The sequence below is a fragment of the Aggregatilinea sp. genome (assembly GCF_036822615.1).
In the GTDB taxonomy this organism is placed as follows: domain Bacteria; phylum Chloroflexota; class Anaerolineae; order Aggregatilineales; family Aggregatilineaceae; genus Aggregatilinea.
Window position 1 is genome coordinate 1 of sequence record NZ_DAISHJ010000098.1, and the last position, 19,673, is coordinate 19,673.

Annotated in this window: 17 protein-coding genes and 1 pseudogene; 12 read left to right on the plus strand and 6 right to left on the minus strand. The window is 64.8% G+C overall.

Going from position 1 to position 19,673, the window contains the following annotated elements; translation table 11 throughout:
* Positions 1-202: 202 nt before the first annotated feature.
* Entirely contained in the window at positions 203-1,576 is a 1,374-nt protein-coding gene (locus V7116_RS19815; RefSeq protein ID WP_324393703.1) for a TlpA family protein disulfide reductase, read from the minus strand.
* A 168-nt stretch (positions 1,577-1,744) separates the two neighbouring features.
* On the opposite strand from V7116_RS19815, the gene V7116_RS19820 reads away from it, so the two are divergent.
* From V7116_RS19820 to V7116_RS19830, 3 genes are all read left to right on the plus strand, one after another.
* On the plus strand, positions 1,745-2,587 hold the full coding sequence (locus V7116_RS19820; RefSeq protein WP_324393704.1) for an alpha/beta hydrolase: 843 nt from the start codon (positions 1,745-1,747) through the stop codon (positions 2,585-2,587).
* Between the two features lie 86 nt (positions 2,588-2,673).
* Positions 2,674-3,456 carry a c-type cytochrome gene (locus tag V7116_RS19825; RefSeq protein WP_324393705.1) on the plus strand — a complete coding sequence of 261 codons (783 nt, stop codon included), beginning with the start codon at positions 2,674-2,676 and terminating at the stop codon, positions 3,454-3,456.
* 186 nt (positions 3,457-3,642) lie between these two features.
* A complete protein-coding gene (locus V7116_RS19830) occupies positions 3,643-4,191 on the plus strand; it encodes a cytochrome c maturation protein CcmE domain-containing protein (protein ID WP_324393706.1) in 549 nt (182 codons plus the stop codon).
* A gap of 283 nt (positions 4,192-4,474) precedes the next feature.
* Here V7116_RS19830 and V7116_RS19835 read toward each other — a convergent pair whose 3' ends face one another.
* The 3 genes from V7116_RS19835 to V7116_RS19845 all read right to left on the minus strand — a co-directional run bounded on the left by V7116_RS19835 (position 4,475) and on the right by V7116_RS19845 (position 7,925).
* On the minus strand, positions 4,475-5,326 hold the full coding sequence (locus V7116_RS19835) for an arginase family protein (RefSeq protein ID WP_324393707.1): 852 nt from the start codon (positions 5,324-5,326) through the stop codon (positions 4,475-4,477).
* A 196-nt stretch (positions 5,327-5,522) separates the two neighbouring features.
* Complete coding sequence (locus V7116_RS19840) at positions 5,523-6,704, minus strand: glycosyltransferase 87 family protein (protein WP_324393708.1); 1,182 nt, start codon at positions 6,702-6,704, stop codon at positions 5,523-5,525.
* Between the two features lie 129 nt (positions 6,705-6,833).
* Positions 6,834-7,925 carry a hypothetical protein gene (locus tag V7116_RS19845; protein WP_324393709.1) on the minus strand — a complete coding sequence of 364 codons (1,092 nt, stop codon included), beginning with the start codon at positions 7,923-7,925 and terminating at the stop codon, positions 6,834-6,836.
* A 403-nt stretch (positions 7,926-8,328) separates the two neighbouring features.
* Between V7116_RS19845 and V7116_RS19850 the strand changes: the two genes are divergently transcribed.
* From V7116_RS19850 to V7116_RS19890, 9 genes are all read left to right on the plus strand, one after another.
* Positions 8,329-10,434: a heme lyase CcmF/NrfE family subunit gene (locus V7116_RS19850; RefSeq protein WP_324393710.1), complete on the plus strand. Its 2,106-nt coding sequence runs from the start codon at positions 8,329-8,331 to the stop codon at positions 10,432-10,434.
* 3 nt (positions 10,435-10,437) lie between these two features.
* The gene (locus tag V7116_RS19855; protein WP_324393711.1) at positions 10,438-10,998 is read left to right on the plus strand and encodes a cytochrome c-type biogenesis protein; all 561 of its coding nucleotides are present in this window, start codon (positions 10,438-10,440) and stop codon (positions 10,996-10,998) included.
* Positions 10,995-11,645, plus strand: a complete 651-nt coding sequence (locus V7116_RS19860; RefSeq protein ID WP_324393712.1) for a TlpA family protein disulfide reductase — start codon at positions 10,995-10,997, stop codon at positions 11,643-11,645. Before V7116_RS19855 ends, V7116_RS19860 begins: the two co-directional genes overlap by 4 nt.
* A gap of 322 nt (positions 11,646-11,967) precedes the next feature.
* Positions 11,968-12,336, plus strand: coding sequence for a hypothetical protein (locus V7116_RS19865; RefSeq protein ID WP_324393713.1), 369 nt, complete (start codon positions 11,968-11,970; stop codon positions 12,334-12,336).
* A gap of 95 nt (positions 12,337-12,431) precedes the next feature.
* The gene (locus V7116_RS19870; protein WP_324393714.1) at positions 12,432-14,345 is read left to right on the plus strand and encodes a c-type cytochrome; all 1,914 of its coding nucleotides are present in this window, start codon (positions 12,432-12,434) and stop codon (positions 14,343-14,345) included.
* Positions 14,338-15,081, plus strand: a complete 744-nt coding sequence (gene ccmA / locus V7116_RS19875) for a heme ABC exporter ATP-binding protein CcmA (protein ID WP_324393715.1) — start codon at positions 14,338-14,340, stop codon at positions 15,079-15,081. The genes V7116_RS19870 and ccmA overlap by 8 nt, the downstream gene beginning before the upstream one ends.
* Positions 15,078-15,833, plus strand: coding sequence for a heme exporter protein CcmB (locus V7116_RS19880; RefSeq protein ID WP_324393716.1), 756 nt, complete (start codon positions 15,078-15,080; stop codon positions 15,831-15,833). The genes ccmA and V7116_RS19880 overlap by 4 nt, the downstream gene beginning before the upstream one ends.
* Positions 15,834-15,927: 94 nt before the next feature.
* Positions 15,928-17,235: a hypothetical protein gene (locus V7116_RS19885; RefSeq protein WP_324393717.1), complete on the plus strand. Its 1,308-nt coding sequence runs from the start codon at positions 15,928-15,930 to the stop codon at positions 17,233-17,235.
* Between the two features lie 71 nt (positions 17,236-17,306).
* Positions 17,307-17,813 carry a Gmad2 immunoglobulin-like domain-containing protein gene (locus tag V7116_RS19890; RefSeq protein ID WP_324393718.1) on the plus strand — a complete coding sequence of 169 codons (507 nt, stop codon included), beginning with the start codon at positions 17,307-17,309 and terminating at the stop codon, positions 17,811-17,813.
* Between the two features lie 81 nt (positions 17,814-17,894).
* Here the strand turns inward: V7116_RS19890 and V7116_RS19895 are convergent, their stop codons facing one another.
* A complete protein-coding gene (locus tag V7116_RS19895) occupies positions 17,895-19,052 on the minus strand; it encodes a M20 family metallopeptidase (protein ID WP_324393719.1) in 1,158 nt (385 codons plus the stop codon).
* Between the two features lie 394 nt (positions 19,053-19,446).
* A pseudogene (locus tag V7116_RS19900) lies at positions 19,447-19,673 on the minus strand (hypothetical protein); the annotation flags it as partial.

Below are 19,673 nucleotides of genomic sequence, written 5' to 3' on the forward strand. Positions count from 1 at the left end.
GCTCAAAAGTGTCGTTCTCCCAGAACTTGATTGGAGAGGGGCCGGGGGTGAGGTCGCGTTTGCCTTTGCTTTCGCCCTTGCTTTCAGCCAATTGCTAACCGCTAACGGCTGATCGCTGCCTCTTTGGGGCCAAGGGTGAGGTGGCTTTTGCCTTTTACTTTGCCCTTGCCTTTGCTTTTCCCCATCTCCTATTCCCCGTTCCCTACTCGACCTCCACCGTCAGCGTGTAATCGAGATTCTCCGTATCCCGCGAGCGCGGACGCTTGACCACGACCCGGTAACTGCCGTCGGCGGGCAGCGTCAGCGCCTCGACCGCCGTCTCGCCGTCCACGGACGGATCGCTCTCCGCGATGCGGTTCTTGTCAGGATCGAGCACCTCGATTTGCAGCGCGATCTCGTCGCTGGGCGCGTGCGTGACGCGCAGCGTCACCACGTCCCCGGCCTGCCCGCTGAACCCGTACAGCTCGCGCGGATTCATCCCGCTGACGCGCCCCTGCACCGTCTGCCCGTACGCGATGAAGCCTTCACCACCGCCGCCGGGTGCGGCGTTCGCGGAGGTCACGGTCAGGCTGTAATCGCCGCCGTAGAAGCCTTCCGCGCCCAGGAAGCGTGTCGCCACCACGAGATATACCCCGCCTTCGGGCAGCGTCGCGCTGATCTCCGCGACCCGGATCGCGCTCACGTCGCCGCCTTCCGCCAGCCGCTCTCCGTCCGGCCCGATCAGTACCGCGTACGGATCGAGCGACGCGGCATCGGCGCTGAGGTGCACGGTGATCTGGTCGCCCTGCGCGCCTTCGAAGGCATAAACGTGCTGGAAGTCGTCATCGGTCAACGTACCGAGCGCGCGCTGGCCGAGCGTGATCGGAGTCGCGTCCGCCGCGTCGATCGAGTTCAGCGTGACGGCGGGGATAGCGTCCGGCCAGTCCGCCGCGTTGAACGATCCCACGCCGGGGTTCGCGGCCACGGCGTCGAAAAAGTCGGAAATGGTGGGCGTCAGCACGCCGACGTGCGCCGCCAGGATCGTGCCGTCCGTATCGATCAGCAGCGTGGTCGGCAGCGTGTCGATGCTGCTGCGCCGCGCCAGCCAGTCCTTTTTGTCCAGCACGGCGGTGATGCCGTCCGGCTGCAAGGCCAAAAACGCCAGCGCGTTGTCCTCCGAATCGGCAGTGTTCACGAACAGCACGTCGAAGTCGTGCGCGTCGTGCGCCAGCGCCACATCCGTCAGGTGCGGAAATTCCAGGCGGCAGGGCGGGCACCACGACGCCCAGAAGTTAAACGCCGTGGGGCGCTGCAAATCGTCCAGCGTGATGCTGCCATCCCCGTTGAGCAGCGGCAGGTCGAAGCGATCGAGCCTATCCCCGACCGGCGTCCGCGCGACGGCGGCGCCCGGTTCGCCCAGGTTGCCGCCGATCCAGAACGTGAAGCTGCCCGTGCGCAGATTTTGCAGGTGCGCGCGCAGCGCCGCCTGTTCGACGCCTTCCGCCGGATCTTGCGCGGTGGCGGAACGGGTCGGCAGCAGCCCGGCGACCAGCAGCAGAACGAGCAGGGCGGTAAGGAAGCGAGTTGCCGGTTTCATCGTGTGCTCCAATGCAAGCGATTCGTGCGGTGGTTGTGTTCCCGATTATGACACGAATTCGTGCCCACGAGGGACCCTCGCGCAAAATCGGCGGCTGGCGCGCTACCCTCTCACGGTGGAATGAGCCATAATCGACAGGCGTGTGCGGGCGTCAAGCAGGGGGCGCAAATGAATCACGAAACCGGATCGTTTGAAGGCGTCGATGGGCAGATCATTTTTACGCAGCGCTGGCTGCCGGATAAATCGCCGCGCGGCGTGGTGATTCTGGCGCACGGCATCGCGGAGCACAGCGGGCGCTACGAGCACGTCGCGCGGACGCTGGTCGATCGCAGCTATGCGGTGTATGCGCTGGATCACCGGGGGCACGGCAAATCCGAAGGGGAACGCGTGATGGTCGGCGCGTTCGAGGACTACGTGGCCGATCTGCGTACTTATTTCGAGCAGGCGCGCGCGGCCTATCCCGATTTGCCGGTGTTCCTCTACGGGCACAGCATGGGATCGCTCATCGCGCTGTTGTTCGCCGCGCAGTATCAGGACGATCTCGCGGGGCTGATCACGACCGGCACGGCGCTGGCGCTGGCGGGGTCCAATCGCGTCCTGGCTGCGATCGTATCCGTGCTCGACAGCGCGATCCCCGGCGTGCGCTTGATCCCGTTCGATGCGCGCGGCCTCAGCCGCGATCCGGCGGTGGTCAAGGCCTATGTCAATGATCCGCTGGTGGAGCGGCGGCGCTTTAAGGTCCACATGATCGCGGAGCTGAGCGGCGCGAGCTTCAAGGCCCGCCACGCGCTCAAGGCGCTGCATCTGCCCTATCTGGCGCTGCACGGCGGTGCGGACCCCACCTGCCTGCCCGAAGCGGCGCAGATCATCCGCGAAATGTGCACCATGCGCGATCTCACCGTGAAGGTCTACCCCAGCCTGTACCACGAAATCCACAACGAGCCGGAGCAGGCGCAGGTCCTGGGCGACATCGTGAACTGGCTCGATCTGCACGTCATGATCCGGGCATGAGGCGGCCTCCCGCACCCGACCGGGTCGCGCTCCGGCTCTCTGCTATAATGGACATCGGCAGCAGATTCCAGCAGGAGGCCCCCAGGATGAAACGTGTGATGCTCGTTTTGGCGCTGCTGGCGGCGCTGGTAGTCCCGGCCCGCGCGGCGCTGGCGCAAGGCGGCGAGGAACAGGACGATCAGGAGGCCCCATACCGGGGCGCGGCGGTTTATGCCGAGTTCTGCCAGGCATGCCACGGCGATCAGGGCCAGGGACGCGGCGAAGGTCCGGCGTTCCGCGCCATCACGTTTGATCCTGAAACGGCGCACGACATCATCGCGGACGGTCTCGACCGCGACTCGACGGACGGCGCGGCGATGCCGCCGTTCGCGCAGTTGTCGGGCGGCCTGCTGACGGCGCGCCAGATCGACGATCTGCTGGCGTATATGGCAACCTGGGGCACGGGCCAGACGCCGCCGCTGCCCGCGCCAAACCTGGACGCCGTGATCGCGGACTACGTGCCCGACGAGGGCGGCAGGCTCGACGCCGGGGCGGAAATTTACGCCACCTCGTGTTACGGCTGTCACGGGCGGAGCGGCCTGGGGCGCGTGCCGCCGAACTTCCCGCCGCTAACGGTGTCGAACAATACGCTCGCCCTGACGCGTGACGGCACGAATAATCCCTTCATGCCCGCTTTCGGAGCCGAGCACGGCGGCCCGCTCGATGACGCGGCGCTCGACGACCTGAACGCCTACCTCGCGTCGTGGACGGTAGCCGAGCCGCTTGAAGATCCCTCGTCCGAGGGCTACGGCACGCTCCTGATCCTGATGGGCATCGCGGCGCTGCTGGTCGTGGGCGGCGTGACGATGGCGCGCGAAATGGATGTTTGAACCGCGCCTGAATGAACCTGAATTAAATCGTTAATCCGGTCGTTGAGGGCGAATCGCGGCGGCGGATCGGCGCATCTAACCGGAAGGTGCTTGGTAAACGCCCTCAAGTACTGGTACAATACATGTTGATATTGTTGTGCAAGAAATTTTCCCGGCAGCGTTTGATTCAGCGATGAAGGATAGGACATGGCCGAAATCAATTGGGAAAAAAGCAGCGTACTCGCCAAAGAAGGCGTGAAGGCCAAAAAGTCGATTCGCTGGCAATTTCTCGTGGTTGGTGTGGCTCTGCTCGGCGTAATCGCGTACCTGTTGATCTCCAGCGCTGGCGCGCGTTATTACCTGACCCTGGACGAATTGGTCAACGATCCCTCGATGCTCGGTAAGACGGTGCGTGTGTCCGGCGCGGTGGTCGGTGATCCGGCCTTTAACCCCGAAACGCAGGAGCTGCACTTCGTCGTGGCGAACATCCCCAACGACAACAACACCATCCGCGAGCAGGGCGGGTTGGCCGCTGTGCTGCATAAGGCCGTGGAAGATCCCAACGCCTCGCGCGTGGCCGTGATCGCGTACGACAAGGAAATCCCGGACATGCTCCAGAACGAAGCCCAGGCGATCATGTCGGGGCGTCTCGTGGAGGAAAACGGCCAGTACGTGTTCCACGCTGAAGAAATCATGCTGAAGTGCCCCAGCCGCTACCAGGAAGACGTGCCGCAGCAGGTCGCGGAAAACTCGTAGCGCTTCAATAGGTCTGCCAACACAACGCGCCGGAGGGTTGCCCACTCCGGCGCGTTTTTGATTCTATTCGGCTTGGAGCGGGGTCAGGGTCGCGGCGTCTTTCCCTGTTCCCTACAGGCTGTTATGCGCTTTTCGCGCGAGAAAACTGGTTTCTCACGCATTTGTTGTCCCGCGATCCGTAGGGGCGGGGCTTGCTCCGCCCGTTTTTACCCCTTCTCACCGCTCGGCGAGGGATCAGGGTCGCGGCGCTTTCCCCGGTTTCCTATCCCCCATTCCCTAATCCCTATTCCCCGTACTCGGCCATCACCCCTGCCAGCCGGATGCCCGCCGCCAGCGTGCGCCCGTCCGGATCGTAGGCCGGATCGTACGAGGCGAGTCCCGCCCCGGCCAGTGTGAAACGCGCGCCGATCTCGCGGATCACTGCCTCGGCCTGCTCGATGCTCAACCCGCCGGGCGGCGCTTCGAACTGGTTCGCCGGGGCGATCGACGCGTCGAGCACGTCCAGATCCAGGTGCAGGTAGACGCGCTCAACCCGTTCGCGCAGCGCATCGAGCGCTGGACCAAGCGCGCCCGCCACGCCCTCCCGCTGGATCTGCGCCGCATCGATCAGCGCCAGCGGCGAGTCGGCCATCAGCCGCGCTTCGTCCGCATCCAGGTCGCGGCTGCCCACGTGCATGATCTGCGCTTCCGGCAGCGGGGCAAAGCCGGGCAGCGCGCCAAGCGCCGCCTGCCAGCAGCGTCCCGCCGCTGCGGCCAGCCCCATGCCATCGAAAAAGCCAGAGACGCTGGTGTCCGGCGTGTTGAAGTCGCCGTGCGTGTCCATCCAGATGATGCCGATGTCAGGCAGTCCAAGCCCGGGCAGCATCCCGATGCACGCGTTGCAGTTGCCCGACAGCAGCAGCGGGAAGCCCTCGCCGTCCTTCACGCGCTCCGCGATGCGATGGTGCAGCAGGAACGCGGCGCGCGGCTCCGGCACGAACGATTCTCCCGGCGACACCTCCGTCACGCGGACGTTGTGCCCCGCCGCGGTGAGCGCCTCCGGCAGCCCTTCGTCGCGGAAGCGAAGTGGCCCGCGGCCCATTCGCTGCCCGTACTGCCCGGAATCGTAAGGATCGACAATCACCTGAATCTGCATGGCTCCTCCTCGACCGGGGCGCGCTGCGCAACGGCGCGCCCACCGCACGTGGTGCACCTCACACCCGTTGTGGATCGGTGTGCGTAAAAAGAGAGGGCGGGTTCAAGCCCGCCCCTACCACCTAACCGGAATTTTCTGCCGCCCGTTTTTTCCCGTTTCCCGCCGCTTGTACGAAGGAAAAGGGGACGCAGCCCGTCTACGCCGGAGTATGCTCGATCCGGCGGCGCTTGTCACGCGATTCGTGCCCTCGCTGCGCCAGGCTTGCACGCAGCCGCATCCAGTACGAGGCCGCCTCCTGCCGCTCGGTGATGTAGACCGTCGTCGTCAGCGTAAGCCAGCTCACGATCAGGATCGTGGTCCACAGTTCTTGCCCATAGCCGGTGTGCATGTCGAAGAAATTGTACGTCAGGCCGAAGATGTCGATGTAGTGGACGTCGAACAGCAGCACCAGCCAGATCCCGACGCGAGGTCGTTCCAGCGCCAGCGGCACGATCCCGATCGCCAGCAGCACCAGCGCGCTGTGCAGGTTGCTGAACGGCGCGCTGAGCAGCGACGCGGCGATCAACATGCCCGTTTTCGCGCGCGACAGCTCGCGGTTGCCCAGGTAGGCCACGCCCAGCGTCACGCCGATAATCAGCACCTGGATCGCGTGCAGCGTCCAGTCGGGCGCGCCCAGCTTGCTGCCCGTCACGTACAGCGAGATGCCGTAATCGAACGAGCGCGTCGTCAGCGTATCCAGCCACGGTTTTCCGGCCCACAGCGTCGAAAGCACCGCCATCGCCCCCACCAGCATCGCCACCTGGAGGAAGAACCGGCGCGTGGCCGTCTGGTACACGTACAGCGCCGCGACCAGCACCAGCAGAAAGGTGGTCTGCGGCTTGATGGTGCTGATCATGCCCGCGACGGCGAACAGCACCGGCCAGCGCCGCCGGTACGCGACCAGCATCGCCAGCACGGCCAGGATCGTGATCGCCTCGTAGTTGGTGTCGGTGAAGTAGCGCCGGTATGAATACGATGCGCCCAGCATCAGCACGCCGATCAACTGCCACTGCCATTCCCGGTAGCGCGGCACGCTCAGCGTCAGCGCCGCCGCGCCCAGCAGTGTCATGATCGCCCAGCTCACGTTGAGCGACAGGTAGCTCAGCGGCAGGATGAAGATCAGCGCCCACGGCGGGCTGAACATGCCCGCATCCCACTGGACATGGCCGCCGCGCGTGGCGTCCCACAGAATTTCCCAGTCGTACGCCAGGGGGCTGGCACGCAGGTCGATGGAGCGCGTAAGGTCAATAAAGTACAGACTTGCCGCCGCGATCCCCGCGCCAAGCAGCACGTACAGCACGAGTTTAAGGCGCAGCAAACTGCGCCGCCGGTCTCTCATACCAATACTCCTCGCCCGGTTCCACAACCACACACCTGACGTTTTAACACAGTTCGCCGGGGCTTCCCACGGTCAAAAGGTCCGAAAGCTCTGTCGGGATTTTATGAATCGTGGTTTAAGGGGATGGCGTCAGGCCCCAGCAGGGTCGGTTTCAGGGCGCGCCGACCGGTATTCGTCCCGGCACACCAGCGCGCCGAAGATCGGCCAGCACACGATCAGCACGAGCGTCCAATAGCTGTTGGTCGAGCCGGTGATGCCAGCCAGTAACATCAGGTACGGAATCTCGAACAGGATGAAGAGGGGAACGCCGTAGCGGGGCCGGGCGAGGGCGAGCGGGAGGATCCCCAGCGCCAGCAGCACCAGCATACTGTGCCCGTTGCTGAACGGGGACGCGAGCAGCGAGCCGCTGATCAACAGGCCCAGCTTCTCGCGCGAGAAGTCACGGTTGCCCCGGTACGCGATGAACAGCGTGACGAGGATCACGACCGCCTGAACCGGGACGATCCAGAGCAGGGGGATACCGATGCGTTCGCCCGTTTCGCGCAGGGACATCCCATACGTGAACTGCTGCTCATCCATCGCTTCGAGCCACGGTTTTCCCGCCCACACCACCGACAGCACCACGATCACGGCAATGGCGGCGCTGGCGGTCACTGTGAAGCGGCGCTCCTGCGTTTGGACCGTATACAACGCGACGACGGGCACGAACAGGAACACGATCTGAGGTTTGACCGTGCACAGCAGCGCGGCCAGGACGAACGGCAGCAGCAGCCGGTTCTGGTAGGCATACACCAGCGCCAGAATCGCGGCGACGGCGATCGCTTCCAGGTTGCCTTCCATCAGCAGGCGCAGCGTCGAGAAAGACGTGCACAGCAGCACGATCCCCGCGAGGTGCCGCTTGTGCCCGTACTGCGGCGGCACGCTGAACACGAGCACCGTAAAGGTGAAAAAGATCAGCAGTCCCCAGCCCGCCGAAAGGGGCAGAAATCCCAGCGGCAGCAAAAACAGGACGACCCACGGCGGGTTGAACATCTTGAGATCCCACCGCATGTGCCCGTTTTCCATCGAGTGCCAGAAGATCTTCCAGTCATAAGCCAGCCGCGAATCGTTGACGTCCAGGCGGCTGGCAAGATACACGAACATCGCCGCCAGCAGCATCAGGCTTGCGCCAAAAATGAGATACTGGACGGGGGTGGTTTTGCGAGAGGAAACTGCTTGCATGGGTACCCTTGCTCGTCGAACACGTTCTGCGTTTCGTTCCGGCAGCGTATTAAATCACCGATGCGGAGAAATGAAAAATGGCCGTCATCGTGCCGCCCTGATGAGCATCCGGTGAGAACCGCTTGAGCCTGCCGTGGGCGTTCGCTATAACTTCGGTTAGGAGCGGATCGGCGCGCCAGAGGACATGGATAGACCTGCCATTCGGCATATATGCTGGCAAAGCACCCGGCACCTATAGTATGATATCTCAAGGATTATTGTTGTATATTCTCGTTGGTTGACTCGACAGGCAGCGAGCGCAGCAGGTGCGGGGGTCAGTTCCCGGCGTAAAGGGGGGGAGCGGCCATTGAGCATCGCCTGATGTTTGCTGTCTGTTGTATTCCATTAAGCGGGAGGCAGAGCCTTGATCGCAGAACTTGGCATCGTCACCACAGGCCTGGCGTTCGCGGCAGCGTTATATGCAATCGTTGCTGCCCTGGCCGGGGCTCGTATGCACCGCGACGAATGGGTGACCAGCGCGCGGAACGCGGCCTTGCTTACGTTCCCCTTGCTGACGGTAGCGGCGGGCGCGCTCATTTACGCGCTGCTCAATCACCACTACGAGATCGCGTACGTCTGGCAGACCACCGACAACGCGACGCCCAGTTTTTACCTCTACACCGCCCTGTGGGGCAGTCAGGCCGGGTCGCTGCTGTTCTGGTCGTGGCTGATGAGCGCCTTCACCTTTGCCGCGCTGCTGCTCAACTGGCAGTCGGAACGGCGGCTGATGCCGTTCGTGATCGTGGCGACGATGGCGACGCTCGGCTTCTTCTTGATCTTGAATGTGTTTATTGAAAATCCCTTTGCCCGCTATTGGGTTACCGCGACATCGTCGTCGCCGGTCAAGGCGGTCTTTGCGCCCGCCGGAGCCGAGTTGTTTTATCCCACCGACGGCACGGGCCTCAACCCGCTGCTGCGGCACATCGGTATGGTCATTCACCCGCCCATGCTCTACCTGGGTTACGTCGGCTTCGTAATCCCGTTCGCGTTCGCCTTCGCGGCGCTGGCGACCGGGCAGCTTGGCTCAAGCTGGATCCGCGCGACGCGCTCCTGGGCGCTGGTGGCGTGGATGTTCCTCAGCGTCGGCCTGCTGCTGGGGGGCCGCTGGGCCTATGACGTGCTCGGCTGGGGTGGCTACTGGGGCTGGGACCCGGTCGAAAACGCGGCCTTGCTGCCGTGGCTGACCGGCACGGCCTTTTTGCACAGCGCCGTCGTGCAAGAAAAACGCGGCATGCTCAAGTTCTGGAACATGCTGCTGATCCTGATCACGTTCCTGCTGGTCATTCTCGGCACGTTCGCCACCCGCAGCGGCGTGGTCAGCAGTGTGCACAGCTTCGCGGAATCGAACGTGGGCCGCCCGATGTTCACCTTCCTGGGCCTGTCCGCCCTCACCAGCGTGATCCTGCTGGCGTGGCGGCAGCAGCGCGGCGACCTGCGCGGCGCGGACGAGCTGGACTCGCTGCTCAGCCGCGAGAGCTTCTTCCTGCTCAACAACTGGCTGTTCCTGGGCCTGACCATCGTCGTGTTGTGGGGCACCTGGGCCGAAGCGATCACGACCATCGCCGTAGATCTGGGCCTGCGCGACACGATCATCAACCTCGGGCCGGACTACTTCCCGCCCGTCGTGCGCCCGTTCCTGATCGGCATTTACGTCCTGATGGGCATCGCGCCCCTCGCGGCGTGGCGGCGTACGACCGCTGAAAAGCTGGGCCGCGCAGTCGCCATCCCGCTGCTGCTCTCCCTGCTGATCATCGTCGCGCTGGTCTTCACCGGCACGGATAACGTCATGGCGCTGCTCGGCTACTTCCTGGTGGCGTTCGCGGGCTTTGCGACGGTTACGGAAATCTGGAAGGGTGTGGCCGCGCGCCACCGCCGGGGCGAAGGCGTGTTCCCTGCGTTCGCCAACCTCGTCGGGCGCGACCGTCATCGCTACGGCGGCTATTTCATCCACATCGGCATGGTGATTCTCGGCCTGGGCGTGATCGGCAGCACCTCGTTCCAGCAGATCACGCAGCAGACCGTTGAGCCGGGCCAGCAGATCCAGCTTGGCGATTACACGCTTCAGTACAACGCCTTGTATAATGCCCAGGCCGACGATGGCCGCCAGATGACCATCGCCCGCGCAACCGTCTACAAAGACGGTGAGCTGGTCGGCCACATCCGCCCGCGCCGTGACGTGTTCTATAGCTGGGACGCCGGGCAGCAGCGTATGGTGGCGACCACCAACATGAGCATCCCCGGCGCGTACAGTACGCCCGGCGGCGACTTCTACGCGATCATTACGTTCTGGGAAGGCAACCGCGTGACGTTCCGCGTGTACCTGAATCCGTTGATTGACTTCGTGTGGTTCGGCGGCGTGATCCTGGTGCTGGGCACGTTCGTCGCGCTGTGGCCGTCGCGCCGTCCGGCGATGATGGCGCAGCGTGCCGCGCCCGCCGGAGCAAGCGCGCCCGCCGCAGGAGGCGACTAGGTTATGAACCGGCGTATTCATCTTCTGTTTCGGGGCGGCTTCGCGGCGTTCATGATCGCGTTGGTGCTGGGGGCGGCGCTGCTGCACGCGGCCCAGCCGGTCCGTGCCCAGGGCGGCGAGACCCTGCCCGAAGGCGTCACCTGGGATCAGGTCAACGCCATCGCGCATAAGATGTACTGCGACGTTTGCGAGGGCATCCCGCTCGACGAGTGCGAAAGTGTCGCCTGCCGCAACTGGCGGCAGGAGATCGCGCGCCTGATCAGCATGGGCCGCTCGGAAGATGAAATCCTCGACTACTTTGTGGAACGTTATGGCGCGGACGTAGCCTCGCTGCCCCGCAGCGAAGGCGACCGCTGGCTCGCCTACGCCGTTCCGTTTGCGATTGCATTCGCATTGGCCGGGCTGGGCCTGTTCCAGATGATGCGTCTGCGCCAGCGCGGGCACCAACCGGGGCAGGTCGCGCGCCGTTCTGGGACGCGGCTGCAAACGCGGCCTGTGCCCGATGACATCGACCCCCTCTCTCTCGACCGGCTGCAACGTGACCTGGAAGGGCTTGAACGATGAACGAAAACCGCACGATGGATACGCCTGGACCGGCGGGATCTGCCGATCTGCCTGAGTGGCTTCAGGATGCGGCGGGCGACCACCATGCACCCGCCGAGGAGCCGGTCAAGCAGCGGATTTCGGCCTTTGGCGTGACGGCGATCCTGTTGTTGGTTGGGCTGCTGGTCGTGATCGGCTATGCGCTTTACCAGCGCAGCCTCTCGACCGTGACCTCTGGCCCCGCGCCCGACTTTAAGATCACGGTCTTCGAGTCGGCCTCGCTCGACCGCAGCGGCGAGACGTTCTCCCTGGCCGATCTCAAGGGCCAGCCCGTCGTGATCAACTTCTGGGCCAGCTACTGCGTGCCCTGCCGCAGCGAAGCGCCCATGCTGGAACGCACCTGGCAGTCGTACCGGGATCAGGGCGTGGTCTTCCTGGGCATCAACACCGACGACATCGAAGGCGACGCGCGCGACTATATGGCGGAGTACGGCATTTCGTACCCCAACGCGCCCGATCAGGGAGGCCGCATCGAGGATGCCTACCGCATCACCGGCATTCCCGAGACGTTTGTGATCGACCGCAGCGGCGAAGTGATCCGTCACTTCCTGGCCGAGCCGCGCGAAAGCGATCTGCGCGCCGAGATCGAGCGTGCGCTGAGCAGTTGACGGTGAAGTGACGATAAACTCGGTTAGAAGTGGGTAATATTCAGGCATTTGTGTTAGGTTTAGCGCAGAGATGGGACTCACCCCCAGTTCCCCCTTTCCACGCTGGTGGAGAGGGGGAATCCACTCCCCACACGGGGAAACGCGGTGAAGTAGCCCGTTGCATCGCTCACCGGCACACCTTGATCCGGTTTGAAGCCTGAAAAGGCGTACAACCGGGCCGCGTTGGCTGCTGTCCAGGCCTGTTTCGTCTCCGCCACCCAGCATTCGACGCCGCGCTGCCCGCTGCATATGCGTTCCGGTTCGCACCAAGTGAAGAGAGTCGATGTCATCAGGATTTTGGATTTTAGCGGTGCTGCTGACCGTCGGGGTGGGCAGTATCATCCTGTTTCCGCTGCTTCAACGCGTCCCTCGACCGGCGTCTGCGCCGGGGCATTCGCGCGGCACGGCGCGCCAGAATCAAGCGCTTGAGGCGCTCTGGACGGAAAAATACCGCGTGCTCCGCGCGATCCGCGACCTGGATCTGGACTACGACATGGATAAGCTGCCGGACAGCACCTATGAGGTGCAGCGGATCGATCTGATCCGGCTGGCGGTGGCCGTCACGCGCCGGATCGATGAGATCGAGGCCGAGATCGCCAGCCAGGATGCGCGCCTCGAAGCGCTGATTAGCACCTATCGTAAGACTGGCTGATGGTTTGGCGCGGGGCCGTTTCGCGCGCCGCGCCGGGTTGCTTGCTGGAAGTTAGCTGCCACACTCGCCCATGGATTGAGGAATATCGTTACCGTATGATGCCACAAGTGTTGAAACCTCTGCGCTGGTTGTTTCCACTCGTCGTCGCGGCGCTCGCCCTGAGCGCCTGCGGAATGAATCTATCCGGCGAGCCGGATATTGTGTCTGAAGTCGAGGTGCAGTCTCCGCCCACCGCGACCGGCGTGCTGTCCGCCGAGATTCCTGCCGTTCCGCTGAGCGGCACGGAACAGGCTGCCGCGCCGGATGCGACCGCCGCCGGGGGTGGCGAGACCGCGCTCACGGGCGATTTTAGCCGGGGCACGCAGCTTTACCTGCAGGAATGCGCCTCGTGCCACGGCGCGGACGCGGGCGTCGGGCCGTCGCTTTCCGCGATGAAGGACGAAGCCGGAAACCGTGTCGCGGGCCTTTCCGCCGAGGACTATCTGCACCAGTCCATCGTGGACCCCGGCGCGTTCATCGTTGAAGGCTACGACGACATCATGCCGAAGGACTTCGGCCAGAAGCTGTCCGAGCAGGACGTGGCCGATCTCGTGACGTTCATCATGGACTTCACGCCCCAGGCCATGATGGACGCCGCGAATGCTGCCCAGAACGGCGAGCAGGGCGGGGCGCAGGGCGCGTCATCCACCAGTGACCCGCACGCGGCCCTTACTGCGTCACCCGAGGCCAACAGCAGCGATCCGCACGCCGTGCTGACCTCGTCGCCCAGCGCCGCCACCGGCACGCTGACCGTACGCGGCAAGCTGATCCAGGGCACGGACGGCGGCGACGCGATCCCGGCGGACCAGCCGGTCGAGCTGTACGCGGTCGATCCTCACGGCACGATCGTCGGCATTTACGACACGGCCTGCGACGGCGACGGCGCGTACACGTTCGAGGATGTGGCGAGCGGCGAGGGCTTCCTCTACCTCGTCAGCACCACCTACGCTGACGTGCCGCAGGGCATCCAGACGCCCGCCATTCAGGGCGACGAAACCGAAGTCAACGCCGATATCACGGTGTACGAGCGCACCTCCGACCGGGGCAGCGTGGCGATCTCGATGGCGCGCATGCTCGTCAATTACGCCCCGATCAACGAGTTCGGGCTGGAAGTCCGGCTCGATCTGGAGCTGATCAATACCGGCGACAAGATCGTGGCGACCGATGAAATGGCCGATCGCGGCTGGCCGATTTCGGTCAACGTTGAGCTGCCGGTCGGCGCGTTCGGCATTCAGCCGATGCAGTCCGAGGGCAGCAACCGCTATCAGGTCCAGTTGACCGACGACCAGATCCCGATCGTGCAGGATACGTGGCCGCTGCGTCCCGACCAGCGCCACACGATCACGATCCTCTACTATCTGCCCTACGAGTCCGAAGCCGTCATCGACCAGTCGTTTGGCTTCCCGGTGATGGATGCCTCGGTGCTGCTGCCCAACGATACGGTCGAGTTCGAGAGCGACCAGTTTGACACCAGCGGCGAGTTCCGCTATCACGTCCTGTCGGGCGGGCTGCGCGTCGAAGAACTGAGCCCCAGCGAGAACGTGAGCAACGACGACCACACGCTGATCAAGGCGTACGACCTGCTCCAGCCGGTCAGCGCGGATCAGCAGGTGGTGTTTACGCTCAAGGGCCGCCCGACCTATACCGTTGACGTGATGAATCCCAACGCCCAAACCACCAACGATGGGACGAATCCTCTGGTCTATCTCTTCGGCGGGGCGGGGCTGGCCGTGATCCTGATGGGCGGCGTGCTGTGGTGGCGTCAGCGCAAGACCGCGCCCGCTGCGCCTGTTGCGCACGGACACTGGACTCTGCCCGGTTTGCGCGCGACGAAGGACGATCTGCTTCAGGCGTTGGCGGCGCTCGATGACGCGTACGCAGCCGGTGAAGTGGACGAGGAAACCTATCTGGACGCCCGTGACGCGCTCAAGGAGCGCCTGATCCCGCTCGTGGACGATAACAATGCCTGAGCCAGTTCCGGCGCGCCCGATGATCGAAGCGATCGGGCTGACCAAGATTTTCGGCTATAACGCCGTGCTGCGCGGCCTGGATTTGACCGTGCAGCGCGGCGAGTTCCTGGCGCTGTTCGGCCCGAACGGGTCCGGTAAATCGACCTTCCTGCGCATCACCAGCGCCCTGGCGCGGCCCACGGCGGGTATCGTACGCGTCGGCGGCTGGGATCTACCCGACGAGGCGCGGCAGGTCCGCGCGCAGTTGGGCGTCGTCAGCCACCTGCCGCTGCTCTACGACACCCTCACCGCCGAAGAAAACCTGCTGTTTTTCGCACGGATTTACGGCATTCCCGCCGCGCAGCAGCACGACCAGATCGACGCACTGCTGCGCCGCGTAGGACTGGGCCGCCGCGCGAAGGACGTGGTCCGCACCTTCAGCCGGGGCATGCAGCAGCGGCTCGCCATCGCGCGCGCCATCCTGCACGATCCGGCGGTGCTGCTGCTCGATGAGCCGTACACCGGCCTGGATCAGGACGCGGCGGCGCTGCTGGACGATCTCCTGCGCGAAGTCGCCGTGGCGGGCCGCACCGTGATCATGACCACGCACGACCTCTGGCGCGGCCACGCCCTCGCGGACCGGATCGCCATCCTCAGCCGGGGCAAGATCGCTTTCGATGCGCCGTGCAGCGATCTGCGCCGCGACGATCTGGGCGATCTGTACGCCGACGTCACCGGCGCGGTGACCGCCCGATGAGCGCCGGAACCGAGGAGCGTACGCGCGCTCAGGAGGCCGCCGCCCGGCCCGAATCGGAGCCGGTGCGCCATGCGTCTGTGATCCCGTACTGGCAGGCGGTCGGCGCGATCGTGTGGAAAGATCTGCGCGCCGAGCTTCGCTCGCGCGAGCTCGTCAACTCGATGCTGCTGTTCACGCTGATGACGGTCATGGTCTTCAGCCTCGCGATGGAGCTGAACGCCAACGCGCGACAGAACATCGTGGCGGGCGTGCTGTGGGTGACGGTTATTTTTGCCGGGCTGCTCGGTCTGGGCCGCAGCCTCGCTGCCGAAAAGGATCGCGGTTCGCTGGACGCGCTGCTGCTGGCCCCCATCGACCGCAGCGCGCTGTTTTTCGGCAAGATGATCGGCAACCTGCTGTTCGTGTGGGTCGTCGGCCTGATGCTGCTGGTGCTGCTGACCGTCCTGTTCAACATCACGATGGTCAAGCCGCTGATCGCGCTGATTGTCCTGTTGGGCACGCTTGGTTTTACGACCATCGGCACGCTGCTCAGCAGCATGACTGTGCACGCCCGCGCGCGGGAAGCCCTGCTGCCGATCGTGCTCATGCCTGCCGTGCTGCCCGTGCTGATGCCCGCCGTCCGCGCGACGACGGCGGTCCTCAACGAGATGCCCACCTCCGAGTGGGTCCCGTGGGTGCGCTGGCTGGCGCTGGCGGATGTGCTTTTCCTGTTCGCGGCGTATCTGCTGTTTGATTACGTCGTCGAGGAATGACCGGGTGGGCGGCCCGATCCGCCCGCCGATCTGATCCCTGATGCCTCCCTTCCGACCCCTTTTACGGCGTTCGTGGCGCGGGCTGTGGCGTGCGGTGACGCTGGTCACGCGGCTGCTGGCCGCCGTGCTGCTCGTGCTGGTGTTCGGCACGGGCGAGGAACTGGATCGATCGCTGCGCGGGCGCGCCATGCCGTTCGTGCGCGACGAGGTGTACGACTTCGTCGCGTGGGAAGTGGACGCGCTGTGGGGCAAGTTGACGCAGGATCTGCTTGGCGTCCAGCCCTACCTCGACCCTGAGACGGGCGAAACCGTCTTCAAGAACTACCTCACCACGCTGGCCCAGGTGCAGTCCCTCGACGCGCAGATCGACCAGATTTACGCCGATCCCGCCATCACCGATCCGGCCTCTGCAAGCGCGCCCCTCGTCGAGCGGCGTGACGATCTGCGCGCGCAGTTGGAAGCCGATCAGCCTCTGGCCGAGGCGATCCTCGAAGATCAGGTGTCGGCGGTGCTGGCCGAGGAAGGCTTTGGGCTGTGGGGGCAGGTGCTGCCGCCCGTCTCGATGCACATGACCGCGCTGCCGACGCTGCTGATCGTCTCCCCGCGCGACCGGATCGAGATGGCCGTGCAGATCGAGTTGAACCCGATCCCCGTCGAGCGCCGCGCGCAGATCGAGTCCGACATCGACGCCGCGCTGGACGTCTCCTCGATCATCGAGCCGCTGGGCGGCTTGAGCCTCTATCCCAGCATGATCGTGGAAACCAGCTCACTCGCGCAGGCGGTCGAGATCACCGCGCACGAGTGGTCCCACCTCTACCTGATGGCCGGGCCGCTGGGCCTGGAATATGCCGCCGCGCCCGAAACGCGCATCATCAATGAAACGGTGGCGACCTATTTTGGCCGCGCCATCGCGCTGCGCGTCCTGCCGCGCTACTATCCCGGCCAGCCCCTGCCTGTTTACCCCTCCTACCTGAACCCGGTCGAAACCGTGCCCGACGAGGTGACCGGCTTCGACTACTACGCGACCATGAACGAGACGCGCGTTCACGTCGATGCGCTGCTCGCGGACGGCAAGGTGGACGAAGCCGAAGCCTACATGGAAGCCCAGCGCCAGGTGTTCGTTGCGCACGGCTACGCGATCCGTAAGCTGAACCAGGCCTATTTTGCGTTTCACGGCGGCTACCAGGGCGGTCCCGGCGCGGGCGGCACGGACCCCATCGGCCCGGCGGTCGAGGAGCTGCTCGCCCTCAGCCCCGATCTGCACACGTGGCTCGACACCATGCGTGACATCACCACGCGCGGCGAGCTTCTGGCCGCGCTGGACGAGGCGCGCGCCGCCGCCGGGATCACCGTTTCCCCTACGCCCACGCCCACCGCGCTGCCTGCCGCCGCCCCGCATTGATATAATCCCAACACCTGCAAATGAACTGCGCGCGGTGGTTTTACCGGCGCGCAGACGGAAGGGGCATGACGATGAGCGTCTTGAAATCTCGCCTCGCCTTGATCGTGGTGGCGGCGCTGGCCGCTTTGCTTACTGCGTGTAACATGACCGTGGGCGATTCTCCGACGGCGACGCCCGCGCTGAACAACGACGCCGCCCCGACCCTCGGCGCGGAGAGCACCGCCTCCGGCGAGGCGTTCATTACCATCACTTCTCCGAGCGCCTCGGCGGATGGCAGCCCGGCGGTGGTCGATCCGGCGGGCTTCACCGTGATCGGCGCGCAGCAGGGCAGCTTCGAGAACAACGTGGTCGTGCAGGCGCTCGACGCGCAGGGCAACGTGCTGGGGCAGGCCGTCGCCACCGCTGCCGGTGAGCCGGGGCAGGTGGGCACGTGGGAGACGACCCTCTCCGCGCAGACCACGGCGGGCACGCCCGGCCAGATCCACGCCTTTTTCACCTCCGCGCAGGACGGCAGCGTCGTGGCCGAAACCAGCCTCGACGTGATCTATGACACCGCCGCCATCCCCGCCGACGGCTGAGTCAACTCTGCTGTTCCCGGATCAAAAAACGGCTCCGGTACAGCGCCGGAGCCGTTGTGTTTGTGCCTGAAAACCGGGCGTTTAGCCCTGGATCACCGCGTCCACGTCCCAATCGACCAGCATCTGCGCGACCAGCGCGGCGCGGCGCGGCAGCGAACTCATGACGACCTGCTCGTGCGCGGCGTGCAGGCCGATTCCGCCCGCGCCCATGCCGTCCAGCGTGGGGATGCCCATCGCCGCCGTGAAATTGCCGTCGCTGGCCCCGCCGCTGCCGTCCTCACCGAATTCCAGCCCGATCGAGCGCCCGATCGCCTGCGCCTGCTGGAACGCGCGCACCATCTGCGCGTTGCGCTCCATCGGTCCCCGGTCGATGCAGCCTTCCACGATCACTTCCGCGCCCGGCAGAACCGGTTGCAGCGCCTTCACCGCGCGATCGACGCGCTCGGCCTCGCTGGCCTTCAGGAAGCGCACGTCCACCTGGATCGACGCTTCCGGCGGGATCACGTTCATGGCGATGCCGCCGTGGATCACCGTGACCGAGACGGACGTGCCGTTCGGTAGATCGTTGAGTTCGTGCAGGATCAAAGCCTGATGCGCGGCCTCGATCACCGCGTTGATCCCGGCTTCCGGCGCGTTGCCCGAATGCGACGCGCGGCCCTTGGTGTGCACCGTGTAGCGCGCGATGCCCTTGCGCCACGTCTTCAGCCCTTCTCCCGCCGCGGCAGGCTCCATCACCAGCACCAGTCCGCACTGGCGGGCCAGATCGCAGATCAACTCGCGCGAGCCGATGCTGCCGGTTTCTTCGTCGCCGTTGAACAGCAGCCAGATCGGGCGGTCGGGCAGTTCGCCCCGGTCCACCAGACCCCGCACGGCTTCCAGCCCGATGATCACGCCGCCCTTCATGTCGAGCGCGCCCGGCCCATACAGCAGCTCGCCATCACGGTGCAGCGGCATCGTTTCGAGCGTGCCGACGGGCCATACGGTATCGAGATGGCAGAGGATCATGAGCGGCTTGCCGGGGGCGTCGGCGTTCCAGGTCGCCAGTCGCAAATTCCCCACGGTCTCCAGGGGATAGACGGTCATCGTGCCGCCCATCGATTCGCACACCTCAGTGATGTACTCGCCGAGCCGGTCCACGTATTCCTTGTTGTGGGTCGGCGTTTCGAACCGCACGATGTGTTCCAGCCGTTCGACCATCTCTTCCGTACGGGCATTGAAAAAATCCAGCAACTCAGACATTATGATCACCTTGCAGCTTAAAGTCTCGGAAAGGGCGCTAGCTCCCTCCATTCTACCCCTTTAAACAGACGCAATCCTTTGTGCAACAGGGACCAAGTTAAATTGGGCGCGGGCAGGTTGCCCGGTTTGCGGGCGGCTGGCGCGCCGATTACTCTGTCGCGTTTAACAATATTGGGGCAATTTGCACAAATGGAAAGGGAGCACGCGCTTCTACAGACGTTTTATGGAGGCGGCGCTGCGCCGTCTACTTTGTAAATCTGGTTACGTGGACCTGCAAATTTCCGTCCGGCGCGGCCTGTCTCCCCTCTCCAATCCGATTGGAAAGAGGCCGGGGGTGAGGTTTCACTGCAAACCGCCCGGCGCTTGCTTTTCCCCGATCGCAGGTCCCGATCCCCTATTCCCCATTCCCTGTTTTTCCACCCAGCCGGTAGTCCGCCAGCACCCGTATCTGCCCCGGCGTCATGTACCAGTCGTTCGTGACCATCGTGATTTGCTCGACCGCGAACGTGCCGAACGTCCGCGCGCGTGATGCGTCCAGAAACGCCGCCAGCGCGGGCAGATCCTCCGGCGGGCGGCGGTAGCGCATCACCGTCATGTGCGCCGTGACGGAGCGGTAGCGGC

Excerpts from the sequence above, each read along its gene's own strand:
- V7116_RS19860 (WP_324393712.1), top strand. The coding sequence starts at position 10,995 with ATGAACGAAAACCGCACGATGGATACGCCTGGACCGGCGGGATCTGCC.
- V7116_RS19840 (WP_324393708.1), bottom strand. The coding sequence starts at position 6,704 with ATGAGAGACCGGCGGCGCAGTTTGCTGCGCCTTAAACTCGTGCTGTAC.
- V7116_RS19870 (WP_324393714.1), top strand. The coding sequence starts at position 12,432 with ATGATGCCACAAGTGTTGAAACCTCTGCGCTGGTTGTTTCCACTCGTC.
- V7116_RS19815 (WP_324393703.1), bottom strand. The coding sequence starts at position 1,576 with ATGAAACCGGCAACTCGCTTCCTTACCGCCCTGCTCGTTCTGCTGCTG.
- V7116_RS19825 (WP_324393705.1), top strand. The coding sequence starts at position 2,674 with ATGAAACGTGTGATGCTCGTTTTGGCGCTGCTGGCGGCGCTGGTAGTC.
- V7116_RS19895 (WP_324393719.1), bottom strand. The coding sequence starts at position 19,052 with ATGTCTGAGTTGCTGGATTTTTTCAATGCCCGTACGGAAGAGATGGTC.
- V7116_RS19880 (WP_324393716.1), top strand. The coding sequence starts at position 15,078 with ATGAGCGCCGGAACCGAGGAGCGTACGCGCGCTCAGGAGGCCGCCGCC.
- V7116_RS19845 (WP_324393709.1), bottom strand. The coding sequence starts at position 7,925 with ATGCAAGCAGTTTCCTCTCGCAAAACCACCCCCGTCCAGTATCTCATT.
- V7116_RS19830 (WP_324393706.1), top strand. The coding sequence starts at position 3,643 with ATGGCCGAAATCAATTGGGAAAAAAGCAGCGTACTCGCCAAAGAAGGC.
- ccmA (WP_324393715.1), top strand. The coding sequence starts at position 14,338 with ATGCCTGAGCCAGTTCCGGCGCGCCCGATGATCGAAGCGATCGGGCTG.
- V7116_RS19855 (WP_324393711.1), top strand. The coding sequence starts at position 10,438 with ATGAACCGGCGTATTCATCTTCTGTTTCGGGGCGGCTTCGCGGCGTTC.
- V7116_RS19865 (WP_324393713.1), top strand. The coding sequence starts at position 11,968 with ATGTCATCAGGATTTTGGATTTTAGCGGTGCTGCTGACCGTCGGGGTG.
- V7116_RS19835 (WP_324393707.1), bottom strand. The coding sequence starts at position 5,326 with ATGCAGATTCAGGTGATTGTCGATCCTTACGATTCCGGGCAGTACGGG.
- V7116_RS19820 (WP_324393704.1), top strand. The coding sequence starts at position 1,745 with ATGAATCACGAAACCGGATCGTTTGAAGGCGTCGATGGGCAGATCATT.
- V7116_RS19890 (WP_324393718.1), top strand. The coding sequence starts at position 17,307 with ATGAGCGTCTTGAAATCTCGCCTCGCCTTGATCGTGGTGGCGGCGCTG.